At 67.7% G+C, this 16,867-nt stretch carries 20 protein-coding genes; all 20 read right to left on the reverse strand.

Going from position 1 to position 16,867, the window contains the following annotated elements; translation table 11 throughout:
- Positions 1 to 1,110: carbohydrate binding domain-containing protein (locus H1D24_RS38990; RefSeq protein WP_181662498.1), on the reverse strand; the 1,110-nt coding region annotated here is incomplete at its 3' end.
- An 11-nt stretch (positions 1,111 to 1,121) separates the two neighbouring features.
- Positions 1,122 to 4,274 carry a hypothetical protein gene (locus H1D24_RS38995; RefSeq protein WP_181662499.1) on the reverse strand — a complete coding sequence of 1,051 codons (3,153 nt, stop codon included), beginning with the start codon at positions 4,272 to 4,274 and terminating at the stop codon, positions 1,122 to 1,124.
- Between the two features lie 130 nt (positions 4,275 to 4,404).
- Positions 4,405 to 4,857, reverse strand: a complete 453-nt coding sequence (locus H1D24_RS39000) for a hypothetical protein (protein WP_181662500.1) — start codon at positions 4,855 to 4,857, stop codon at positions 4,405 to 4,407.
- A 9-nt stretch (positions 4,858 to 4,866) separates the two neighbouring features.
- Positions 4,867 to 5,376, reverse strand: coding sequence for a hypothetical protein (locus tag H1D24_RS39005; protein ID WP_181662501.1), 510 nt, complete (start codon positions 5,374 to 5,376; stop codon positions 4,867 to 4,869).
- Between the two features lie 9 nt (positions 5,377 to 5,385).
- Positions 5,386 to 6,372 (reverse strand): phage tail tube protein, encoded by a 987-nt coding sequence (locus tag H1D24_RS39010; protein WP_181662502.1) that lies wholly within the window; start codon positions 6,370 to 6,372, stop codon positions 5,386 to 5,388.
- Between the two features lie 3 nt (positions 6,373 to 6,375).
- Positions 6,376 to 6,588 (reverse strand): hypothetical protein, encoded by a 213-nt coding sequence (locus H1D24_RS39015; RefSeq protein WP_181662503.1) that lies wholly within the window; start codon positions 6,586 to 6,588, stop codon positions 6,376 to 6,378.
- A gap of 25 nt (positions 6,589 to 6,613) precedes the next feature.
- On the reverse strand, positions 6,614 to 7,078 hold the full coding sequence (locus tag H1D24_RS39020; RefSeq protein ID WP_181662504.1) for a hypothetical protein: 465 nt from the start codon (positions 7,076 to 7,078) through the stop codon (positions 6,614 to 6,616).
- A complete protein-coding gene (locus tag H1D24_RS39025; protein WP_181662505.1) occupies positions 7,079 to 7,912 on the reverse strand; it encodes a head-tail connector protein in 834 nt (277 codons plus the stop codon).
- 11 nt (positions 7,913 to 7,923) lie between these two features.
- Positions 7,924 to 8,202 carry a hypothetical protein gene (locus H1D24_RS39030; protein ID WP_181662506.1) on the reverse strand — a complete coding sequence of 93 codons (279 nt, stop codon included), beginning with the start codon at positions 8,200 to 8,202 and terminating at the stop codon, positions 7,924 to 7,926.
- 10 nt (positions 8,203 to 8,212) lie between these two features.
- Positions 8,213 to 8,623 carry a hypothetical protein gene (locus H1D24_RS39035; protein WP_181662507.1) on the reverse strand — a complete coding sequence of 137 codons (411 nt, stop codon included), beginning with the start codon at positions 8,621 to 8,623 and terminating at the stop codon, positions 8,213 to 8,215.
- A 77-nt stretch (positions 8,624 to 8,700) separates the two neighbouring features.
- Positions 8,701 to 10,173: a phage major capsid protein gene (locus H1D24_RS39040; RefSeq protein WP_181662508.1), complete on the reverse strand. Its 1,473-nt coding sequence runs from the start codon at positions 10,171 to 10,173 to the stop codon at positions 8,701 to 8,703.
- Positions 10,173 to 11,138 (reverse strand): HK97 family phage prohead protease, encoded by a 966-nt coding sequence (locus H1D24_RS39045; protein WP_181662509.1) that lies wholly within the window; start codon positions 11,136 to 11,138, stop codon positions 10,173 to 10,175. Before H1D24_RS39045 ends, H1D24_RS39040 begins: the two co-directional genes overlap by 1 nt.
- Positions 11,138 to 12,496, reverse strand: a complete 1,359-nt coding sequence (locus tag H1D24_RS39050; protein ID WP_309484610.1) for a phage portal protein — start codon at positions 12,494 to 12,496, stop codon at positions 11,138 to 11,140. The genes H1D24_RS39045 and H1D24_RS39050 overlap by 1 nt, the downstream gene beginning before the upstream one ends.
- A 175-nt stretch (positions 12,497 to 12,671) precedes the next feature.
- Positions 12,672 to 14,183: a terminase large subunit domain-containing protein gene (locus H1D24_RS39055; RefSeq protein ID WP_181662510.1), complete on the reverse strand. Its 1,512-nt coding sequence runs from the start codon at positions 14,181 to 14,183 to the stop codon at positions 12,672 to 12,674.
- Positions 14,140 to 14,394: a hypothetical protein gene (locus H1D24_RS39060; RefSeq protein ID WP_181662511.1), complete on the reverse strand. Its 255-nt coding sequence runs from the start codon at positions 14,392 to 14,394 to the stop codon at positions 14,140 to 14,142. Before H1D24_RS39060 ends, H1D24_RS39055 begins: the two co-directional genes overlap by 44 nt.
- A 180-nt stretch (positions 14,395 to 14,574) precedes the next feature.
- On the reverse strand, positions 14,575 to 15,000 hold the full coding sequence (locus H1D24_RS39065; RefSeq protein ID WP_258564684.1) for an AAA family ATPase: 426 nt from the start codon (positions 14,998 to 15,000) through the stop codon (positions 14,575 to 14,577).
- Positions 15,001 to 15,018: 18 nt separating this feature from the next.
- Entirely contained in the window at positions 15,019 to 15,315 is a 297-nt protein-coding gene (locus H1D24_RS39070; protein ID WP_309484611.1) for an HNH endonuclease, read from the reverse strand.
- Positions 15,312 to 15,671 carry a hypothetical protein gene (locus H1D24_RS39075; RefSeq protein WP_181662513.1) on the reverse strand — a complete coding sequence of 120 codons (360 nt, stop codon included), beginning with the start codon at positions 15,669 to 15,671 and terminating at the stop codon, positions 15,312 to 15,314. The genes H1D24_RS39070 and H1D24_RS39075 overlap by 4 nt, the downstream gene beginning before the upstream one ends.
- A gap of 133 nt (positions 15,672 to 15,804) precedes the next feature.
- Positions 15,805 to 16,032, reverse strand: coding sequence for a MerR family transcriptional regulator (locus H1D24_RS39080; protein WP_181662514.1), 228 nt, complete (start codon positions 16,030 to 16,032; stop codon positions 15,805 to 15,807).
- 135 nt (positions 16,033 to 16,167) lie between these two features.
- Positions 16,168 to 16,818 (reverse strand): GIY-YIG nuclease family protein, encoded by a 651-nt coding sequence (locus H1D24_RS39085; RefSeq protein ID WP_181662515.1) that lies wholly within the window; start codon positions 16,816 to 16,818, stop codon positions 16,168 to 16,170.
- Positions 16,819 to 16,867: the final 49 nt, after the last annotated feature.

A 16,867-nucleotide genomic window follows, 5' to 3' on the forward strand; every position in this document is an offset into this window, starting at 1 on the left:
GCCGACCTCCTCGACCTGGGCGGCGTCCATCCATACCTGATGCCCCGACGTTGGAATGGTGCTCGGCCGTATCCGTACCTGATGGCTCGTGGACGTCGCCGTGAACGTCACACTGAGCCTCTGCCATTGGGCGAACAGCGTGCTGTCCTCGCCGATCGCTCCGCCGACCTGGGTGAGCCGGACCGTGGTGTGCCCGGTCGGCACCCACACGTAGGCGTAGAACGTGTATGTCGTGCCGATGACCAGGCCGGTCATGGCGGCCGAGGTGACGGTCTGGTTGTCGACGCCACCCCAGGTGACCAGCATCGAGTACGTGCCCTGCTGGGCACGGGTGCTGGACTGTGTCACGACCGGCGTCCCAGAGGACGTCCAGCCGCTGACGCCGGCCTCGAAGGTGCCGTTCGCAAGGAGGTTCGGCGCCACAGCGCTGGTGCCCTCCCACAGCGCTACGGCGTCGACCCAGCACTGGGTGCCGGACGTCGGGGTGCCGACGATCTCCAGCACGAGCCGGTGTTGGGTGCTGGTCGCGGTGAAGTTGAAGGCGATCCGCTGCCAGTTGTCGTTGAGGGTGGAGGCTGTACCGAGGCCCATGCCCTCGATGTGGCATTCCATCGCCGGGGCGCCGGTTGGTACCCACACGTAGGCGCTGGCGGTGTACCGCTTCCCGATGTCCAGGCCGTACACATCGGTGTACACCGACTGCCCGGCCGGGGCGCCCCAGGTGACGCGCAGCGCCTGGCTGCCATGCATCACGTGCGTGGCGTCCAACGCGATCGTCGGGGACGCGGTCTTGGTCCAGTCCGTCAGCGACCCGAACGACGGGTTGGTGACCAGGTTCCGGTCTGCGCTGACGGTCCGGATCCGAATCGGCACGTTCTTCCGCACATTCGGGTAGTACGGCGACGCCGTTCGGGCCGGTGTGAACCTCCCGTCGCTGTTGTCCAGCGTCAGACCCGCTGTGCCAGTCTGCGCCTCCGACGACTCGTCGGAGGCGCCGCGGGAGATCCTGACGCCCGCGGCGAGGTCGACGTACTGGGTGATGTCCGTCCACACGGGAGACGCCGAGGTGATCGTGTACCCGAACGCCACCTCGGCGATGATCCGCGCCATGCTGCCACCTCTCAGACGAAGTTGAGCTTGGCGCCACCCCGGTTGCGCTTGAGCCGGGTCAGCACCTTCTCGATCTGCATGGCGACGGCTTCGGGGTCGAGAGCGCCGGAGATGTTGACGATGATCGGCGCCTGGCCGCTCGCCGCTACCGCGGCCGGGCGGCCGATTGCGGGGCGCGTGGCGGCAACCCTGCCGGCGACTGTGTCGAGAGCTTGGTCGACGGCTGGGAGGGCTTGGACCAGGCCGCGGGCCAGGCCCTCGGTGGAGTAGGCGCCGAGCCTGGCCATCACCGTGGACGGGCTCTTGATGCCCAATGCCTTCTTGATGGCCTTCTGCATGCCCTTGGCGATGTCGAGCATCAGCTTCTCGATGGACTTCTTCTCCGCCTGCAGGCCCGCCAGGAAGCCCTTGCCTGCGTTCTTCCCGGAGTCGTACAGCACGTCGGCGCCGGTCCGGCCGAGCCTTTCCGCCTGGTCGTTGATCTTGTACTGCGTGGAGTTGATCTCCTTGAAGATGCTGCTGTTCGCCCCTGCCAGAGCGGAGGCGTAGGCGTAGCCCTCCTCCGGCCCCATCTCCAGAATCTCGCGCAACATGGTCTTGTTGAGGCCACGCTTGGCGAGGGTCTTGATGTAGGACGTGAACGTCTTCATCTTCGTGAGCTTCTGCGCCAGCTTCTGCTGGATCCCGGCCGCGGTCACCTCCTCCTCGCCGCCGAACATCGAGCCGAGAGACGCGGACTTCTTGGCGCCGACGCGGGTCGTCTCGGCGAACTCCTTCGCTGCCTTGATCTTCGCGCCGATGCTGTCGCGCTTCGATGCGAGGTCCATCAGCTTCTTCGTCTGCTTGTTGACCATCGCCACGAGGCGGTTGTCCTTGCTGCCACTGAAGGCAGCCCAGATGTCCTTGGCCAGGTCCGCGGCCGTGGCCTTGATCTTGTCGCGGCTGCCGGGCAGGCCCTTGATGAAGCCAGCACCAACATCCTTCGCCAGGGCCTGCATCTTCTTCGACGGCGAGGCGATCTGCAGCTCGGCACGTACCCCGGTCGTGACTGCGGCGGCCATGCGGCGAGCGGCGCTCAGGACGGATCCCGAAGCGCCCTCCATGCCGAGGGCGAGGCCGCGGGCCACGTCCCCGCCAGCGCCACCAGACCCGCCCGTGGCAGCCGCCAGACCGAGACGCCCCTCGTTGATGGCCTTGAGGAACGCGACCCCGTACCGGGCCACCGACCGGGCCCGCACCACAAACTCGCCGTTGCTCACGCGGGCCAGGATCGAGTCGGACGTGCCGGAACCCGGACCCTCGACGAGCCCGCCACCGGGGAAGCCTGGCGTCCGCACCAGGCCACCGGAGGCGTACTTCAACTGCGAGCCTTGGGCGCCGGACTGGCGGGCCTGACCGCCGACCACCACGTAACGGGTGGTGAGCGTGACTGTCCTGCTGCGCACGGACGCCAGATCGGCCTTCGCGCGCCGCACCTTGGCCTGCAGGTCGGCGATGTGCGCCTTCAGGTCGGCCCGCTTCGACGGCGGCACCGACTTCATCTGCCGCTTCGCCTCAGCGATCTGCGCGTTCCAGTTGTTGATGTCCAGCTTCAGCTTGCCCGCAGCAAGGCGCGGCCCCACCGACGCAGCGAAGTCCCGGGATCCCCTTTCCGCAGAGTCAAGGCTGTCAAGGAAGCGGCCCCTGAACCGGTCGAACTCGGTGTTGGCCTTCTTCAGCTTGGGGCCGATCCCAGGAACCCAGCTGAACGCTGTGGCCGCACCGGACACGATGCCGTCGAGGGAGCCAAGAACACCGATCGCTACCAGCCTGAACGCCCGAATGATCGACGGCGTGCTCTGCACAGCCGCGTCCACCATGTCGATGACCGCGCCGCCGAAGACACGGGCGGCCTCCATGATCCCAATCTTGTTTTCCTTGACCCACCCATTGAGACGCTGGAGCGGGCCCGCAGCCTTGTCGACCTCCGTGCCGACCGGCGCGAACGCGCCGATGATCCCAAGAGCGGTGTCCTTCAGGGTCGGGCCGACGAGCGCGGCAACGTCGCGGATGGTCGTGAGACCAAAGCCGATGTCGCGGAAGACGGGCCGCAGCAGGACCAGCGCGCTACGGAACGCGTCCATCGCCCCCGCGCCAGTAGTGCCGAACATCTTGAACGTCTGGCCGAGGAGCGGACCCAGCTCCCGCGCGACTGCGCCCGAGAGTCGACCGATCGCAGGCAGCAGCTGGTTGACCATGCCGAAGAAACCGTCGAGGAACTTGGCGCTGCCGTCGATCCCGGTCTCCAGGCCCTTGAACATGCCCGGCAGACCCTTGCCGAGCAGGTCAGACAGCCCGCCCGACAGCGCCTTGAGGGTCGGCTCGCTCTTGGCGCCGAAGTCGAACAGCGCCACACCCAGCCTGCCCACACCGCCGGCCATGTCCTTCACGAAGGTGTTGCCCAGGCGCAGCACATCGGTGAAGTCTCTCTGGAACCCGGAGTCCTTCAGCAGCCGTGTCACGCCGTCGGCCGCTTTGCCGAAGCCCTCGGCCATGTCGGTCATGGAATCGCCGAGGATCTTCACCACCGGCCCTGCCGCCTTCACCGTCTTGGTGAACGCCGGAAGCATCGCCTTCTGGATCTCGCGGCCGATCGGCTCGAACTGTTTCTTCGCGTCCACCAGAGCCTTGGTGAACTCGCGCTGCTCCGGACCCAGCTTCTTCAGGGCCTCCTGGTACTTCTTCTTGTCCTTGCCCGCCTGCTCTAGCGCCTCGCCAACACCCTTGAAGCCCAGCTTGAGCGTGCCCGCAGCCACGCCGACGCCCGCCATCATCGGCACCAACGCACCCAGAGCAGGCAGCACCGACAGACCGGCCGCCCCCGCGACAGCCAGCAGCGCGGGGGTCAGCCCGCCGCCGCTGCCGCCCAATGCGCCAGCCGCGTTCCCGCCGGCCGACGCGACGTCCCCCAGACGGTTGGCAAGGACAGGCATGCCGCCTGCCATGACCTGCGCCGCATCCGCAGCCGAGAGGAACCGGCCCCGAAGGTCACGCAGTCGCCCGTTGGCGTCACGGGTGACCCCGGCCAGCCGCTGCTGCAGCTGCGCCGCCGAGTTCCCCGCATGGTTCAGCGCAGGAGACAGGTTGTCACGCCCGTCCAGAACGAAAGTCAGATGCTGCGCCATCACTCACCTCCGCGCATCCGTGCCTCGTGGGCGTCGATCCAGGCGGTGAGTACGTCGAACTCTTCCTCGGTGAGGCGGTCGACGTCTGCTGCGCTGTAGTGGAGGTAGAAGCCGAACAGCGGCAGGTAGGTCAGGCGACGCTCAGTGAAGCTGGGCTCGGGCTGGACTCGGCCGGGGCCGGGTCTTTTGGGGCCGTCACGTCGGCGATCGCCGCCTCGCAGGCCTCCCCGTCCGCGGCCACATCTCGCAGCTCGCGAAACGCGGCGGCCAAGTCCTCCGGGCTGTTGCCGTACTTGGCGAAGAGGCGCTCGGCGTAGTCGCGGACTTCGCGGGCGTCCAGGCGTATCCGCATCTCGTCTTCGAACGGGTCGAAGTCGCCGAAGCGCAGGGACGGTTCGGTGCGCTTCTTGACGGCCCAGGCAACGACGCGCAGGGCACCTATGTCGCCCTCGCTCATTGCCTCCTTGATGTCCGCCCAGCGGCCGTCCCCGGTCCGTTCGATGACCTGAATCTCGGAGGCGCGCAGCCGCCCGGCGTCGAGCCGCTCGACCTCGCCGCCCTCCGGCGTGTACTCGATGATCAACAGTGCTCCTTAGGAAAGTCGGCTCCGGACGTCGCCGAGGACACGCTCAACCTCGCGCTGCATGCGCGGCGTCTGCTGGCGGACAACGCGGTCCCACCACAGCGGAGTGGCGTACTGGTTGACCCAGCGCCGCTTGTTGCCGAACACCGGGTGCCTGAGGCGGCCGGTGTTCAGCTGCTCTGGCACGTTTGACTTCTGCAGGTCCGGCGGCAAACGGCCCTTGTCGAGCCACACTCGCGCGCCGGGATTCCCCGTCGTGCGCACCGAGATACGGATCGCCTCGGCGAGTGTGGCGCGCAGAGGGCGCGTGGTCGGCGAAGGGCCGCCGGGTCGGGTCGTGCGGCCCTGAGAACGGATATCCAGACCGCGGATGGAGTCCTGCAAGCCGTCCCGCAGCGGCTCGGCCGCCCGCCGGATACGGCGCTGCATGCTGCGGCGGATGTTGTCGCCACCAGCAGCCCGCAAACGCCGCTGCAGCTCCAGCAGGCTGCCTGTGTTGGTGATACGGACGTCCTGCACGGCGTCACCTCACAGTGTGACGTCAGTCGACATGAACTCGATCTTCGGCTGGTTCGTGCCGTCGTACAACGCCGTGAAGTTGTACGTCGGCTTGATGACGTCGAAGCCGTCCACCACAGGCGGGCCCTCGTCGAAGCGGACCGCGGGCAGCGTGATTCGGAACGTCTCGAAGAAGGTCGACGCGATGAGCGGACCGACGAACTCCCACACCAGGGACGTCGCACCGTCAGAGGTGTGCAGGTCATCGAGGACGGTGTCGACGTAGTCGGTCTCCAGGTTCCCGGTGATCTTCACCTGGTCGTTGCTGATCGGTTCCTTCTTCAGCCCTGCTTGCCCGGCGTAGAAACGCTCGACCGCCTGAGGCCGCTCGATCTTCACCGACACCTTGCGGACGCCGTCCCGCGCCGTCTCCGCACCGAACGTCCCGGTCTTGACCGCCATCTGCCCGAAGTGGAACGGCGACATCGACGGGTACGAGGCCGACGCCAGAACCTGCGCCTCGTCACAGTCCTTGCCGTCGAACTCAAACGACCCGGTGAGCATGCCGCCCACCTCGCACGCGAACTCCGCCCCGGTGACCTTGCAGCCCAGAAACGTCTTGTCGGTCACCGCGCCCGACGTCAAGGGCACGCCCTTCTGGATCGTCAGGCTCTTGCCTGCGGTGTCCGCGAGGGTGTGCGTCTGCAGGTACGCCGCGGTGGCGGCCTGCTGCACCGGCGTGACGGTCGTGCCCATCAGCGCCTGCAGCAGCAGCCCCATGGCCTTGTTGGTGACCTCCAGGTCGATCGACCCGGAGACCTCCTTGCGGGTCAGCACCCGCCGCGACGACAGCGCCAGCAGACGCCCCGCCGCGATACCCGCGGACTGAGCCGTCGTCTTCTTCAGGACGAGGCTTTCCTTCGTGAACTCGATGAACTTCGTCGGCGCGACGAACGTGCCGTAGGTCGACTCGGCACTGATGCCGAGCTGGGCGCCAAGGCCCGAACCGATCGCCATGGATCAGTCCTCCTTCTGCGACGCCTTGGCCGCGGTCGTCTTCTTCGCCGCGGCCTTCGCGACGGGCTCCTCAACGGGCTCCCAGTTGCTGGGCTGACAGACGTAGCCCTCGAAACGCTCGTCCGGCACCTCGACAACCTGGTCCGGTTCGACGAGCCGGTCGCCGAGCTCGGGCACGGTGACGGGCTCGGCGCCGATGAAGCGCACACGCGCCATGGCTGTACTCCTTGAATGGGGTGGGTCAGATACGGGCACGGCAGGTGATCGTGAAGGCCAGGCCAGCCACGGCGCCCTCGGCTTGGACCTGCTGCAGGTTGCCGGTCGTCAGGTGCGCCCACAGCACGGTGCCGTTCAACGTGGGCGCCGTCGGCGCGGAGTCGGTGGCACGAAGTGCATCCTCGACCGCACCGACCAGCTCGAAGACGGCCGTGCGCTGAAGGGCCATGTCCTTGTCGCCCGACCGCGTCTCCGCGTAACAGGCGATCTCGAAGTCCTCGTCACGGGTGCGAGCGCCGGCCGAGGCGAAGTCTTGCGTCAGCCCGACCGCTGCATCCGCGCCCGGCTGCCATCCGATATGGATGCGCCGCCGATCAGTGACGTTCACCGACTCCGGCCCGTCGACGATGCGGACACCAGCCAGAGCGGAAGCCGCACGCAGGATCGTCAGCAGCGCATCCACCGCCGCCGGTACACGAGACGTCGCCATCTACGCCACCCCCGGCGGTAGCCGGTGCGGCTCCAGCAGCTGCAGCGCCCGGTTGGGTATCGCGTACCCGAACCCGGCGATCGGCTCGGTGACGTTGAAGTCGTCGCCTCCGCCGATGCCGGCGAGGGCGCGCGACGCCCCGTACTGGGTGCGCCAGAGATGCTGAAGGATGATCTTCGCGGCGGCGGTGATGTTCGCCGGAATGACCGCGCGACCAGCCGTGTATGTGATCCGCAGTGGGCCGTACATCCGGCCGCCGCTCCGGAGCCTCACGATCCCCATGCGGGTATCCACATCCAGGTCGCCGACTGTGTAGCTCGTTCCGCCCGTCAGAATGGCGACCGCCGACGTCAGCGACAGGACCGGCGTTCGGCGAAGCGCGAGCTCCCTGACACCAGACGGCTGAATGCTGTGATCCTCCACGACAGTGCCGCGCGCGCAGACGCCGGTGAACTGCTCCACCAAATGCGTCACCGCTTCGATCCAGCCCCGCAGCTCGTCATCTTCCGTCGTCGTGGTGATGTCGAGGTGTGCCTTGGCGTCGGCGAGGGACAGGATCGCCGGGGGCGATGCCTCCCGAACGTCGAAGCTGTCCGTGTAGGCCGACGCCGGGCCGGTGAAGACCCAGCGCACCGCATGCCGCCCGGCCTGCGTGCTGGTGTAGTCCAGCGTGTACTTGCCGGTCTGGCCTGGAGGGTTGGTCACCGCCGGGGAAGCGGTGCTGCCATCCGGCAGCGTGATGGTCAGGGCCACGCTCGTGGCGTCGGTGAGCGTGCCGCCCGCGTTCTTGCAGTCCGCGGCCAGACGCACCGTATCGCCGAGATCGAACGGCATCGCTCACCTCCTCAGCCCTTGTCGTCGTCGGCCTTCTTCGCCGGGCTCTTGCTGGCCGCGCGAGAAGTCCGCGACGCCACGGCCCGCTTCTCGCCCGGCGCCGCGGTGGCCTGCTCCACCGGAGCCGACCGCTCAGCCTTCTCGGACATGAACGTCTCGACGTCCTCGAAGAGGTGCTCGTGCCCCTTGTAGACGGGGTCGGTGTCCTCGATGAGCTGCCCGCCGGTGATGACGCGCGGGACGCCGTTCTTCCAGACACTGAACGGGCTCTTGCAGCGCTTGATCGCCACTGCCTTCTCCTTAGCTGCGCGAGATCGGCGGACGCCGCACGACGCCGCGCACGATGGCCGCACCGAACGTTCCGCCAGTCGTCGCACCAGATGTGGTCACGGACGCGCGCAAGTAGCGCTTCGAGCCCTGATATCCGAGCTCATAGATCTTGTCGTCGTCGGTGCTGGTGATCGTGGGTGCCGAGCCCTGCAGGTCGGCGGCAGCAACCGTGGCCCACGCCGAGTTGTCGTCCGACTCCTGCAGGATGACCGCGTGCGACCCGTCGGTGATCGTCCCGGAATGGACGATGAGCATCGCCGAGCGGGACGCGTCCTTGTTCTCGTTCAGGTCGACGCTCGTGCCGTTGATCGTTCCGTTCGTGCGCAGCGCGATCGTCAGCGTCGCCTTCGCACGCGCGTTGTTGTACAGACTCAGCCGCATGGGTCCTCTCTCCCTCGGGCATACGGAAGGCCCGGACCGTCAGCAGTCCGGGCCTTCCGTCACGGAGTAGGCGACGTTCAGGTCACGTTGAGCATGCGGAGAGCGCCGTCGTTCACCGAGTCGGCCCCGACGCGGTAGTACGCGTACCAGCCGCGCTGACCGGTCGGGCGCCGGTTGGCGCCCACCAGGTGGGGGATGAACTCGACCGTCATGCCAACACGATCCGCGATCACGTAGGACTGGAAGTCGCCGTACACGGCCAGGTAGTTGTCCTGGGTGGCGTTGACGACGCCATCCATGTCTTCGGACTCCAGGGCCGGGCGGCCGAGGAGCTGCGGCGGGACGTCAGCGCCGATGCGCTCCCACATCTGGGCGCCGCCAGCGGTGTCGAACTGGCGGACCAGGTTGTAGACCGCCCGGTTGGCGAGCCAGGTCGCGTTGCCGCGGTAGCGGGCCGGCAGGGCGTTGTCGACCTTGTAGATGTCCGCCGCGGCGAACACGTCCGTCGTGGTGGAGGTGACGACCGAGCTGGTGCCGGTGAGGGCGGTGACGATGCCCGTCGGCTGCCCGGATCCGGTGCCCGTGGCGAACGCCGCCGCCTCGAGGGTGTCCCGGCCGAACGCGAGGAGCCGCGCGACTTCCTGGGTGACGTTGGCCTCGTCCTCCAGGGCCTCGATGGAGATCGGCACGAACCCGGCGGCCTTGTGGACCGGCACGGTCGGCTGCGCGAACGTCGTCGAGTCGTCCGAGACTTCGGCGGCTTCCGCGTCCCACGACCAGGAGACCGCACCGGAGGAGACGCCGTTCCACACGTCGCCGGTCGCGACAACGCTGCGGGCGACCTGACGGATCTGGTTGCGGGAGCCGTTCGCCGTGATGATGACCGTCGGGTCCAACTGGAACGGGACCAGGTAGCCACCAGCGCTGTCGGTGAGGGACATGGCCCGCTCGAGGGCGCGCTGCTCCTCCGGCGAGATCATGTGGCCGCGGCCGGCCGCCACCTTCGACCAGGCCCGCAGGTACTCGGGGCTGGACGCCGCGAGGACCAGCTTGGAGATGCGCGACTCGCTGTCGTCGAACTGTTCGATGATGCCGGTCGCGGCCGAGCGGACAGCGTCGTTGGCGCCGCCCATCTTCTCGATGGCCGACTTGGCACGGGCCTTGAGTTCCTGCGCGACCGCTTCCTTCGACTTGCCGAACGTGCGCACCTCGGACAGGTCCCACGGGTTGCGGAACCGGCAGTCCTCGACGCTGTCGGGGTGGAGGACCGGGTCAAGGTCGTATCCGTCGCGGGACGACGTCGGCGTGCCGCCCTCGATCTTCACGGCGGACGGGCGGCGCTCGGTCGCCTTGGCCGCCGACCGCACCCGCTCCAGAGCGGACTTCCGCTCCAGCTGACGGCGATGCGTGTCGACGTCGGCGAACTCGCGGGTGAGCTCGTCAAACGACTGCTCATCCTCCGCGGTGAGGTCGTCCTTCTCGCCGAGCCGCTCGAGCTCGGCCTGAATGTCCTTGAGGCGGATCACCGCCTGGGAGTGGCTGAGTTCCATCAGTCCTTGTCCTTCACGATGGGCGCCAGGCGGGTCTTCATGAGCGCCGCGATCTCGCGGATATCGCCCCTGAGCCGCTCTGAGCTGGGGTTTTCTGGTGTGGACGGGTGCCCATCGAAGGGCGGCGCGTCGGTGGTGCTGGGGGCTGGCGGGTGCTCTCGTTCGAGCGGCGCGCCATCGGTGGTGGTCTCTGCGGCCGGGTGCCCGGTGGGCGGCGCGGCTTGGCTGGCGGAATCACGGCTGAACAGGAGAGCCGCCGCAACCTCGCGGCGCAGCTCTGGGTCCTCGGGCACCTGCGGCAGTGAGGCCGCGTCCCTTGCGAGGGACTGACGGATCTGCCGCGTCATGTCATCGGAGCGAACCAGCTCCGCGGCCATGCCGCGGCTACGGACACTGACCGACGTCCCCGCGTAGGCCGGGAAGACAACAGGACCGAGCTCGCGGCACTTCAGCTCGATCAACTCGCGCCGCAGCGGGCCGCGATCGCCCGGGTACCAGAGAAGATCCATGAGCTCTTCTGGCTTCACCAGCTTCCCGGTTTGGTCGCGCCACTCGTCGCGGACGACCTCGAACCGGAACGACATGCCGGTCACGGTCTGCTGAGCGATCGCCTCCCGGACCGGCTCGATTAGCCAGTTCTCAGAGAGGCGCGCCTCGACATAGAGGCCGTCGTCGTCCTCCCGGAGGTCTTCGATGGAACCGATAGGGATGGACCCAATCAGCGGGTGATGCCCGTGGTCGAACTGCATGACGGGCTTTGACTCGCGGATCGTCTTGCGGAAGGCGCCCTTGCGGATCGTCTCCGTGAAGGTTCCCTCCCACGAGTCGATCTCGGTGTCCTGGCCGAAGACGGCGGCATAGCCGGACAAGGTCCGGCCATCGCTCTCACCGGCCTCGTCGGCTCGCTGAAACTGAAACGGCGCGGACCTCTCCAGGTCGCGCGCCGCAGGATGCAGGGTGCCCATCAGGTCCCCTCCTCGGTAGGTGTCTGCGGGACCGGGGCTGCCGTCGTCCCAGGCGGCTGTAGCTGCACGGAGAACAAGCCGAGGTGCTCGAGCAGCGAGTAGTCCTCGGCCTCAACGGCAGCCACGACGCTCTTCGGCGTGTATCCGGCGTCCGTGAGGGACCGGATGGTCTGTGCTTGCCGGAACTGGATCTCCGCGGCGTCCTTGCGGTCCTCCCGCAGGAACGGCACGTCACGGGAGTCGTACCAGAGCCGGAGCCCGTTCGATCCGCCACCAGCCGGCTTGAGCAGCCGTGAGAAGGAACCAGCAACCTGCTGCCACAGCGGATGGATCGTGCCGTCCGCGAACCGGCGCCGTGCCTGGCTGTAGTTGGAGTACGTCGCAGCCTGCAGGCCCTCCGACAAGCCCACGATGACCGGAGGCACCCCGGCCGCTGCCGCGATGCGGGTTTCGCCCGCCGCCTGCACGCTGGTGAAGTCCAGCTGCTGGAAGTCCTTGCCGACCACCGTGACGTCTGCGCCGCCGCCCAGGTACATGGTCTTGTAGGCGTTCTCCACGCCCCGATGCGAGCTGTCCATCTTGGCGACGAACTTCTCGAACGCCTCAGGCGCGACCTCCCGCGCCAGACGGACGACCATGTTCGGTGTCGCAGCGTTCTCGAAGAACCGCTGCTTGTGTGTCGTCATCAGGTTGTCGTTACTGGTCTCGCGGATGATCGGAGTCATCCACGACATGCCCCGGTACGTCGCCAGCGGGTCCGGGGTCGGCGCGAAGTGCGCCACCTCCTCCGGCAGGAACGGCACCGGCTCCGCACCCGCACCAGGACCCCCCTCCTGGTACAGGTAGCCGATGCGCCGCCATCCGAGCGTCCCGCCGCGGGTCCGGCGCGGCTCCAGCACGATCTGCACCCAGTCCGGGCGCATCCGCACCAGCTCGTCACCCTCACGGGCCCAGTACGAGTTCCCAGCCAGGTCAGCATCCTGAATGACCCGCGACAACAGGTCCTGAGTCGTCCCACCCACCCACGGCTCCTCAAGAAGCCGCAGATCAGCCGTGCCGAACATCTCCGACGGGCGGCCATTGTTCAGCCGCTGCCATTGGAAACGAGTCGCGGAGAACACCATCTGCCGCACCGACAGGCACGAAAACAGCACGCCATTCGTGACCGCCCGCGTCGCGAACCCGGTGAAGTCATTCGGGACACTCTCCGCGGCCTGACCGGGCATCGTCTGCTGCATGCCGGTCGGGTAGTACGTCGCACCGCCGAACTGGAAGCTGTTGACGTAGTCCTCGAGCGTCGCGATGTGCCGCTCCTCGGCCGATGGGCGCCCGCGCCGAGACCGCCACAGGCTCGTCACGGGCGCCCCCTCCCGCCACCCCTAGCAGGGTCCACATCGGCCAGCAGCAGGCAGTACGCCACCAGCAGCACGCCGCCAGTCATGAGGCCCGCCGCGACGTCGCAAGCAAGCCACACCCCGGACGTGAAGAGGCCTCCGCCAACCAGGACACCCGCCCGTGCCCACGCGGCACGGTTCACCTGAAAGCGACCCACGGCTCCACCTCCTCCTCCTCGTCGACCTCCGCGCCGAGGCCCCACTTGGCGAGCGTCACCGCCACCAGCGGGCTGATATCGACGCTGACGATGCGGCGCGCCCACGCCCAGGCGTCGCCCAGCGGGCGTTTCTGTGCGCCGGCGAGGGCGGATGCCAACGGCGCCTGGTCCAGGTGCGACATGGTCTGCTCGGTCACGGCGTCGTAGAACTGTCCGCACGCTGCGGCGACTTCACGCGCCTTCGGCGAGACGATCTCCACGCCGAGCCGCTCGGCGAGATCCGGGATCAGCGACCCAGCAGGCCCGCCCGCGTCAACGACCCAGCAGCGCGGCTTCCACTTCTTGTGCAGCTCTTCCGCGCGGTCCAGGATCCAGCCCGTGCCCGGCCGGTGATCGACGACCTCCACGTGCGTGCCGCCCCGCCACTCGCCTGCAACGCAGATAGCCGCGTGCGACCGCTCCGGCGTCATGTCGATCGAGAACGCCACCGGGTCGCCCGGCGCCGACTCGGCAGCCGCCAGCGCCCGCCACGCGTCCTCACCGATGACCTGCCACGTGTCCGCAGTGTCCGACGGGTAGACGCCCACGCCGAGGCGCTCACGCTCGAAGATGCCGCCGCTCCCAAGGGAGGCCCGCTCATTGCGGATGTGCTCCCGACTGATCCGGATACCGAGCGCCGGGTTCGCCCTCGCCCACGCCGCCGGATCGTCCGCGTCATCGTGCTCCGTGCAGGCGGACCCGCACTCGGACACGTGGGCGTCCACCGACCACTCGAAGTACGCGAGCGACGGATCCGGCTCACCAGACTCCACCGCAGCCTCAGCGCGCCGACGTAGGCGGCCGAGCTGCACCGACGGAGAGCCGATCCCGGCCGAACCGAGATACCAGATCTGAGGATTCGGTACTGCGGCCATCGTCGGCATGAGCGCGCCCATCGCGTCATCACCGAGGATCATCGCCTCGTCCAAGATGTTGCAGTCCCCGGTGAAACCACGGCCCGAGCCTCCCGAGCGGGCCAGGAACCGCAGCACCTGGCCAGTGACAAGCTCGATCGCCTCTTCGCCCGTCGTCTTCCGCACCCGCAGCACACGCTTCCGCAGATCAGGGCAACCCATGACCAGCTGCTCGATACGACGGAACGCCACGATCGATGTTTTGAACTCGTGAGCGCTGTGCAGGATCAGCTTCTCGCCCAGCAGGAACAGGCCTGCCAGCTCGCGGGCCTCGATGATCCCGCCCTTGCCGTTTTGCCGCGGCACGTTGACGGCGACTTCGAACGCCGACCAGTTGCCGTCTTCCCGCTCGCGGAGGCCGACGTCGAGGATGTGCTGCTGCCAGGGGTCCAGCTGCAGCCCAGCAAGCGCCGCGAGCTCGACTGCCTCCTGCCCCGACGACGACAGGAAGCCGACCGGAGCAGTGAAGAGCCGAGGCGTCTGTACGCCCCGCAGCTCAGGCCCCGCGGCGGCGGGCCTCTCGCTTACGAGTGAGCTCATCGAGCGCATCCCCCTCCTCGCCGACCGGAGCGAGCTTGCGCAGGTCGGCCATGATCGGGCGGAGCTTGTCGGCGACGACGGCCTTGGCGGTCGGAGCATCTGACGCGTCGATCGCCTTGGCGAGGTCGAGCGCGACGGCAGCCATCCCGGGCGATGTCTCGTCCGCGTGAAGATCATCCAGCTCGGCGGCGATCTTGTCGGCGACGCTCATGATCACCCCCGGCTGTGACGGAGCGTCACATCACGCAGAGTGACAGCCGCTAAATCGCTAGCCTGCGCTTCGACGGATTAGGCCTTTCAAAATCGCCACGCAAAAAATCGGGCGAGAAGGGCGGTTGGGTCGCTCGCTTCTCGAAATTCACGATGGGTCGAGGCCCCCCTCCCACCGTGATCACCAACGTCGCGAAGCCTGCGGCATCGCCGTCCGTGACTGCCCGCGGCGGGCGTTGTACCACCGCGACGCGACCCGCTCCATCCCTGGCTGCCGCATGGCCCTGATGCGTGCCATGACGATGTCGCGGCCTGGGTCGACGGTCACGATGCGCGCCTTCAGCCGCTTGTACTTCGCGAGCGCTTTCGCGCTTGGCTGCGTATGGATCACGTACACATCGGTGGTATCGAGGTGCTGATAAGCCTCATCGAGGGCGGCGAACCGGGCTCGGTGCACAACCTTGGTCAGCACCTCACTGTGCGCGTGGTGGTCGGCGCCTGGTCCGGCCATGGCCAACGCCATGAGGTCAAGGTCGATGACGATGTCCTCAGGCTTGGCGTGCGCCCTGATCCAACTGGACTTCCCCGCCGCGGGCGGGCCGGTCACAACGAATAGCACCCCGCGTCACCACCTGCGCGAGGCCCGCTGTGGCGCTCTGAGCGCCGTCCGATTCCCGCGCGCGCTGTTGCACCTGCGGTGCGCTGAGCGGGCGTTGGCGGGGTCGAGGAGGTCACCGCCGTGGCTGAGTGGTACGAGGTGGTCGAGGGTGAAGGCGAGCGGGTGGCGGCGGCCGTCGACGTTCGTGGGGATGTTGTGGCCGCAGATCCAGCAGGGGTGGCCCATGGCTTTCACTGCGGCGACGAGCCTGCGGTAGGGGCGCCCGTTGCGCGGGTTGCCGGCCACGGACGCCACCTCCCTCACGGCGTCTCTTCGAGCTCCTTCTCCAGCTCGTCGAGTTCCTTCTCGAGGTCTTCGAGGTCTTGCTCCAGCTCCTCGGTGCTCGGCGTCGAGACACTGTCGCTGGGCTCGGTGAGGTCGCTGGTTGCGTCCTTCAGCTGATCCTCGACGATCTCGCCCACGTAACGCTCAAGGGTCTTATTGTCGACGCCCTCGCACTCGGAAGGCCGCTTGCCCTCGATGTCCTTCTCGACTGCGTCCTTGAACTGCTTCTCCATCGCGGCCTTGCAAGCTGCCGGGTTGGCTTCGGCCTCGCTGCTGCAGGCGGTGAGCGGAGCGAGGAGCAGGGCCGCGGCTATGGCGACGGTACGGATGCGCATGGTCCCCCCAGGACTGTTGATGCTGAGGGAGCATCATGCGGCGGAATGAGGCGCTGTGTAAGCCCTGTGGCCGCGTTGTGACGCACTTGGGGCCCGCCGCCCTCGTCGGGGGGATTGCCGAGGACGGCGGGGGTCAGGCGGCCTTCGGTCGGCCGGGCTTCACCTGGGCGGCCTTCTCGACTGTGGGCAGGTGGTAGAGCGGCTGGCCGTTGCCAATCGGCATGGGCTCGATCTTGCCGCGGGATACCCAGACGCGGATCGTGCCGGGCTTGACTCCGGCAACACGTGCGGCTTCCCAGATGGTGCCGAGGTCGTCTCGGTCGTAGATCTCGCGAAGCCCTGGGTTGGGGAAGGTGGCCATGGCGCCTCCCCGGTATACGCAGAGACCCCCGCGGTGTGTCCTCGCGGGGGTCCGAGTTGCTGTTGGGATGGGTGTTCCACCATCGACTTCGGAGATTACAGATTGTCGGATCAGCTAGCAAGTGGCGCTAGCAGCTCAAGCCACCTGTGGCCCGAAGTCCTTGAACTGGCTGAGTCCGCTCGGCGGTGGCCCAACTCGTTCAAGCACTTGATCTATGTGGGCCTGTAGCTCGTTGTCGAGCAAGAAGTACTCGCAGCTCGGGTGCAGTCGGAGGCCAGCGAAACGCTGATGCAACTCGCCCTCCAGCTTGTAGCTGCCTGGCTCGACAGCCAAGACTTCGTCGGGGAGCAAGTCACGCATGCGGTTCCGGAGCTGCGTTGTCGTACCGATCTTCACGTACCGGCCTCGCCTGATGTAGTAGACGACGCCGTCGGGGGCGTCGCCGTAGGTTCCGGGAGGCGGGGCGGCATCTGCAAGAGCGGCGTACCGTTCCCCCTGTCGCGCCTCCGCGGCTGCGCGCTCCTTGGCGCGGGCCACCTGAGTCGCGGCCAGTTGGACAGCCACAGCCATCAGTTCATCGGTCATCTCGACGCCAGCCTGCGTCCAGTCAGCCACGATGGTCGTGAAGTGCGGGAAGACCGGATCATCCGCAGCGGGGATGTGCCGGGCGCCAGGTATCCCCACCCAGCTGCTCCGCGGCTTCATGCTCTTCGGGACGTAGGGCCTGGATACGAGGTTGCGCCCTTTGGCATTCTTGGTCACGTCGATCTCCTTGGGATCGGCCACGCCCCGGGAGTGTTCGCAGCACTCGCCGGGGTCCTTGCGTGATTCTCTC

It is taken from the genome of Streptomyces himalayensis subsp. himalayensis (assembly GCF_013778455.1).
GTDB classification, from domain to species: domain Bacteria; phylum Actinomycetota; class Actinomycetes; order Streptomycetales; family Streptomycetaceae; genus Streptomyces; species Streptomyces himalayensis.

Excerpts from the sequence above, each read along its gene's own strand:
- H1D24_RS39040 (WP_181662508.1), bottom strand. The coding sequence starts at position 10,173 with ATGGAACTCAGCCACTCCCAGGCGGTGATCCGCCTCAAGGACATTCAG.
- H1D24_RS39035 (WP_181662507.1), bottom strand. The coding sequence starts at position 8,623 with ATGCGGCTGAGTCTGTACAACAACGCGCGTGCGAAGGCGACGCTGACG.
- H1D24_RS39015 (WP_181662503.1), bottom strand. The coding sequence starts at position 6,588 with ATGGCGCGTGTGCGCTTCATCGGCGCCGAGCCCGTCACCGTGCCCGAG.
- H1D24_RS39010 (WP_181662502.1), bottom strand. The coding sequence starts at position 6,372 with ATGGCGATCGGTTCGGGCCTTGGCGCCCAGCTCGGCATCAGTGCCGAG.
- H1D24_RS39045 (WP_181662509.1), bottom strand. The coding sequence starts at position 11,138 with ATGGGCACCCTGCATCCTGCGGCGCGCGACCTGGAGAGGTCCGCGCCG.
- H1D24_RS39060 (WP_181662511.1), bottom strand. The coding sequence starts at position 14,394 with ATGAGCGTCGCCGACAAGATCGCCGCCGAGCTGGATGATCTTCACGCG.
- H1D24_RS38995 (WP_181662499.1), bottom strand. The coding sequence starts at position 4,274 with ATGGCGCAGCATCTGACTTTCGTTCTGGACGGGCGTGACAACCTGTCT.
- H1D24_RS39055 (WP_181662510.1), bottom strand. The coding sequence starts at position 14,183 with ATGAGCTCACTCGTAAGCGAGAGGCCCGCCGCCGCGGGGCCTGAGCTG.
- H1D24_RS39075 (WP_181662513.1), bottom strand. The coding sequence starts at position 15,671 with ATGCGCATCCGTACCGTCGCCATAGCCGCGGCCCTGCTCCTCGCTCCG.
- H1D24_RS39020 (WP_181662504.1), bottom strand. The coding sequence starts at position 7,078 with ATGGCGACGTCTCGTGTACCGGCGGCGGTGGATGCGCTGCTGACGATC.
- H1D24_RS39025 (WP_181662505.1), bottom strand. The coding sequence starts at position 7,912 with ATGCCGTTCGATCTCGGCGATACGGTGCGTCTGGCCGCGGACTGCAAG.
- H1D24_RS39080 (WP_181662514.1), bottom strand. The coding sequence starts at position 16,032 with ATGGCCACCTTCCCCAACCCAGGGCTTCGCGAGATCTACGACCGAGAC.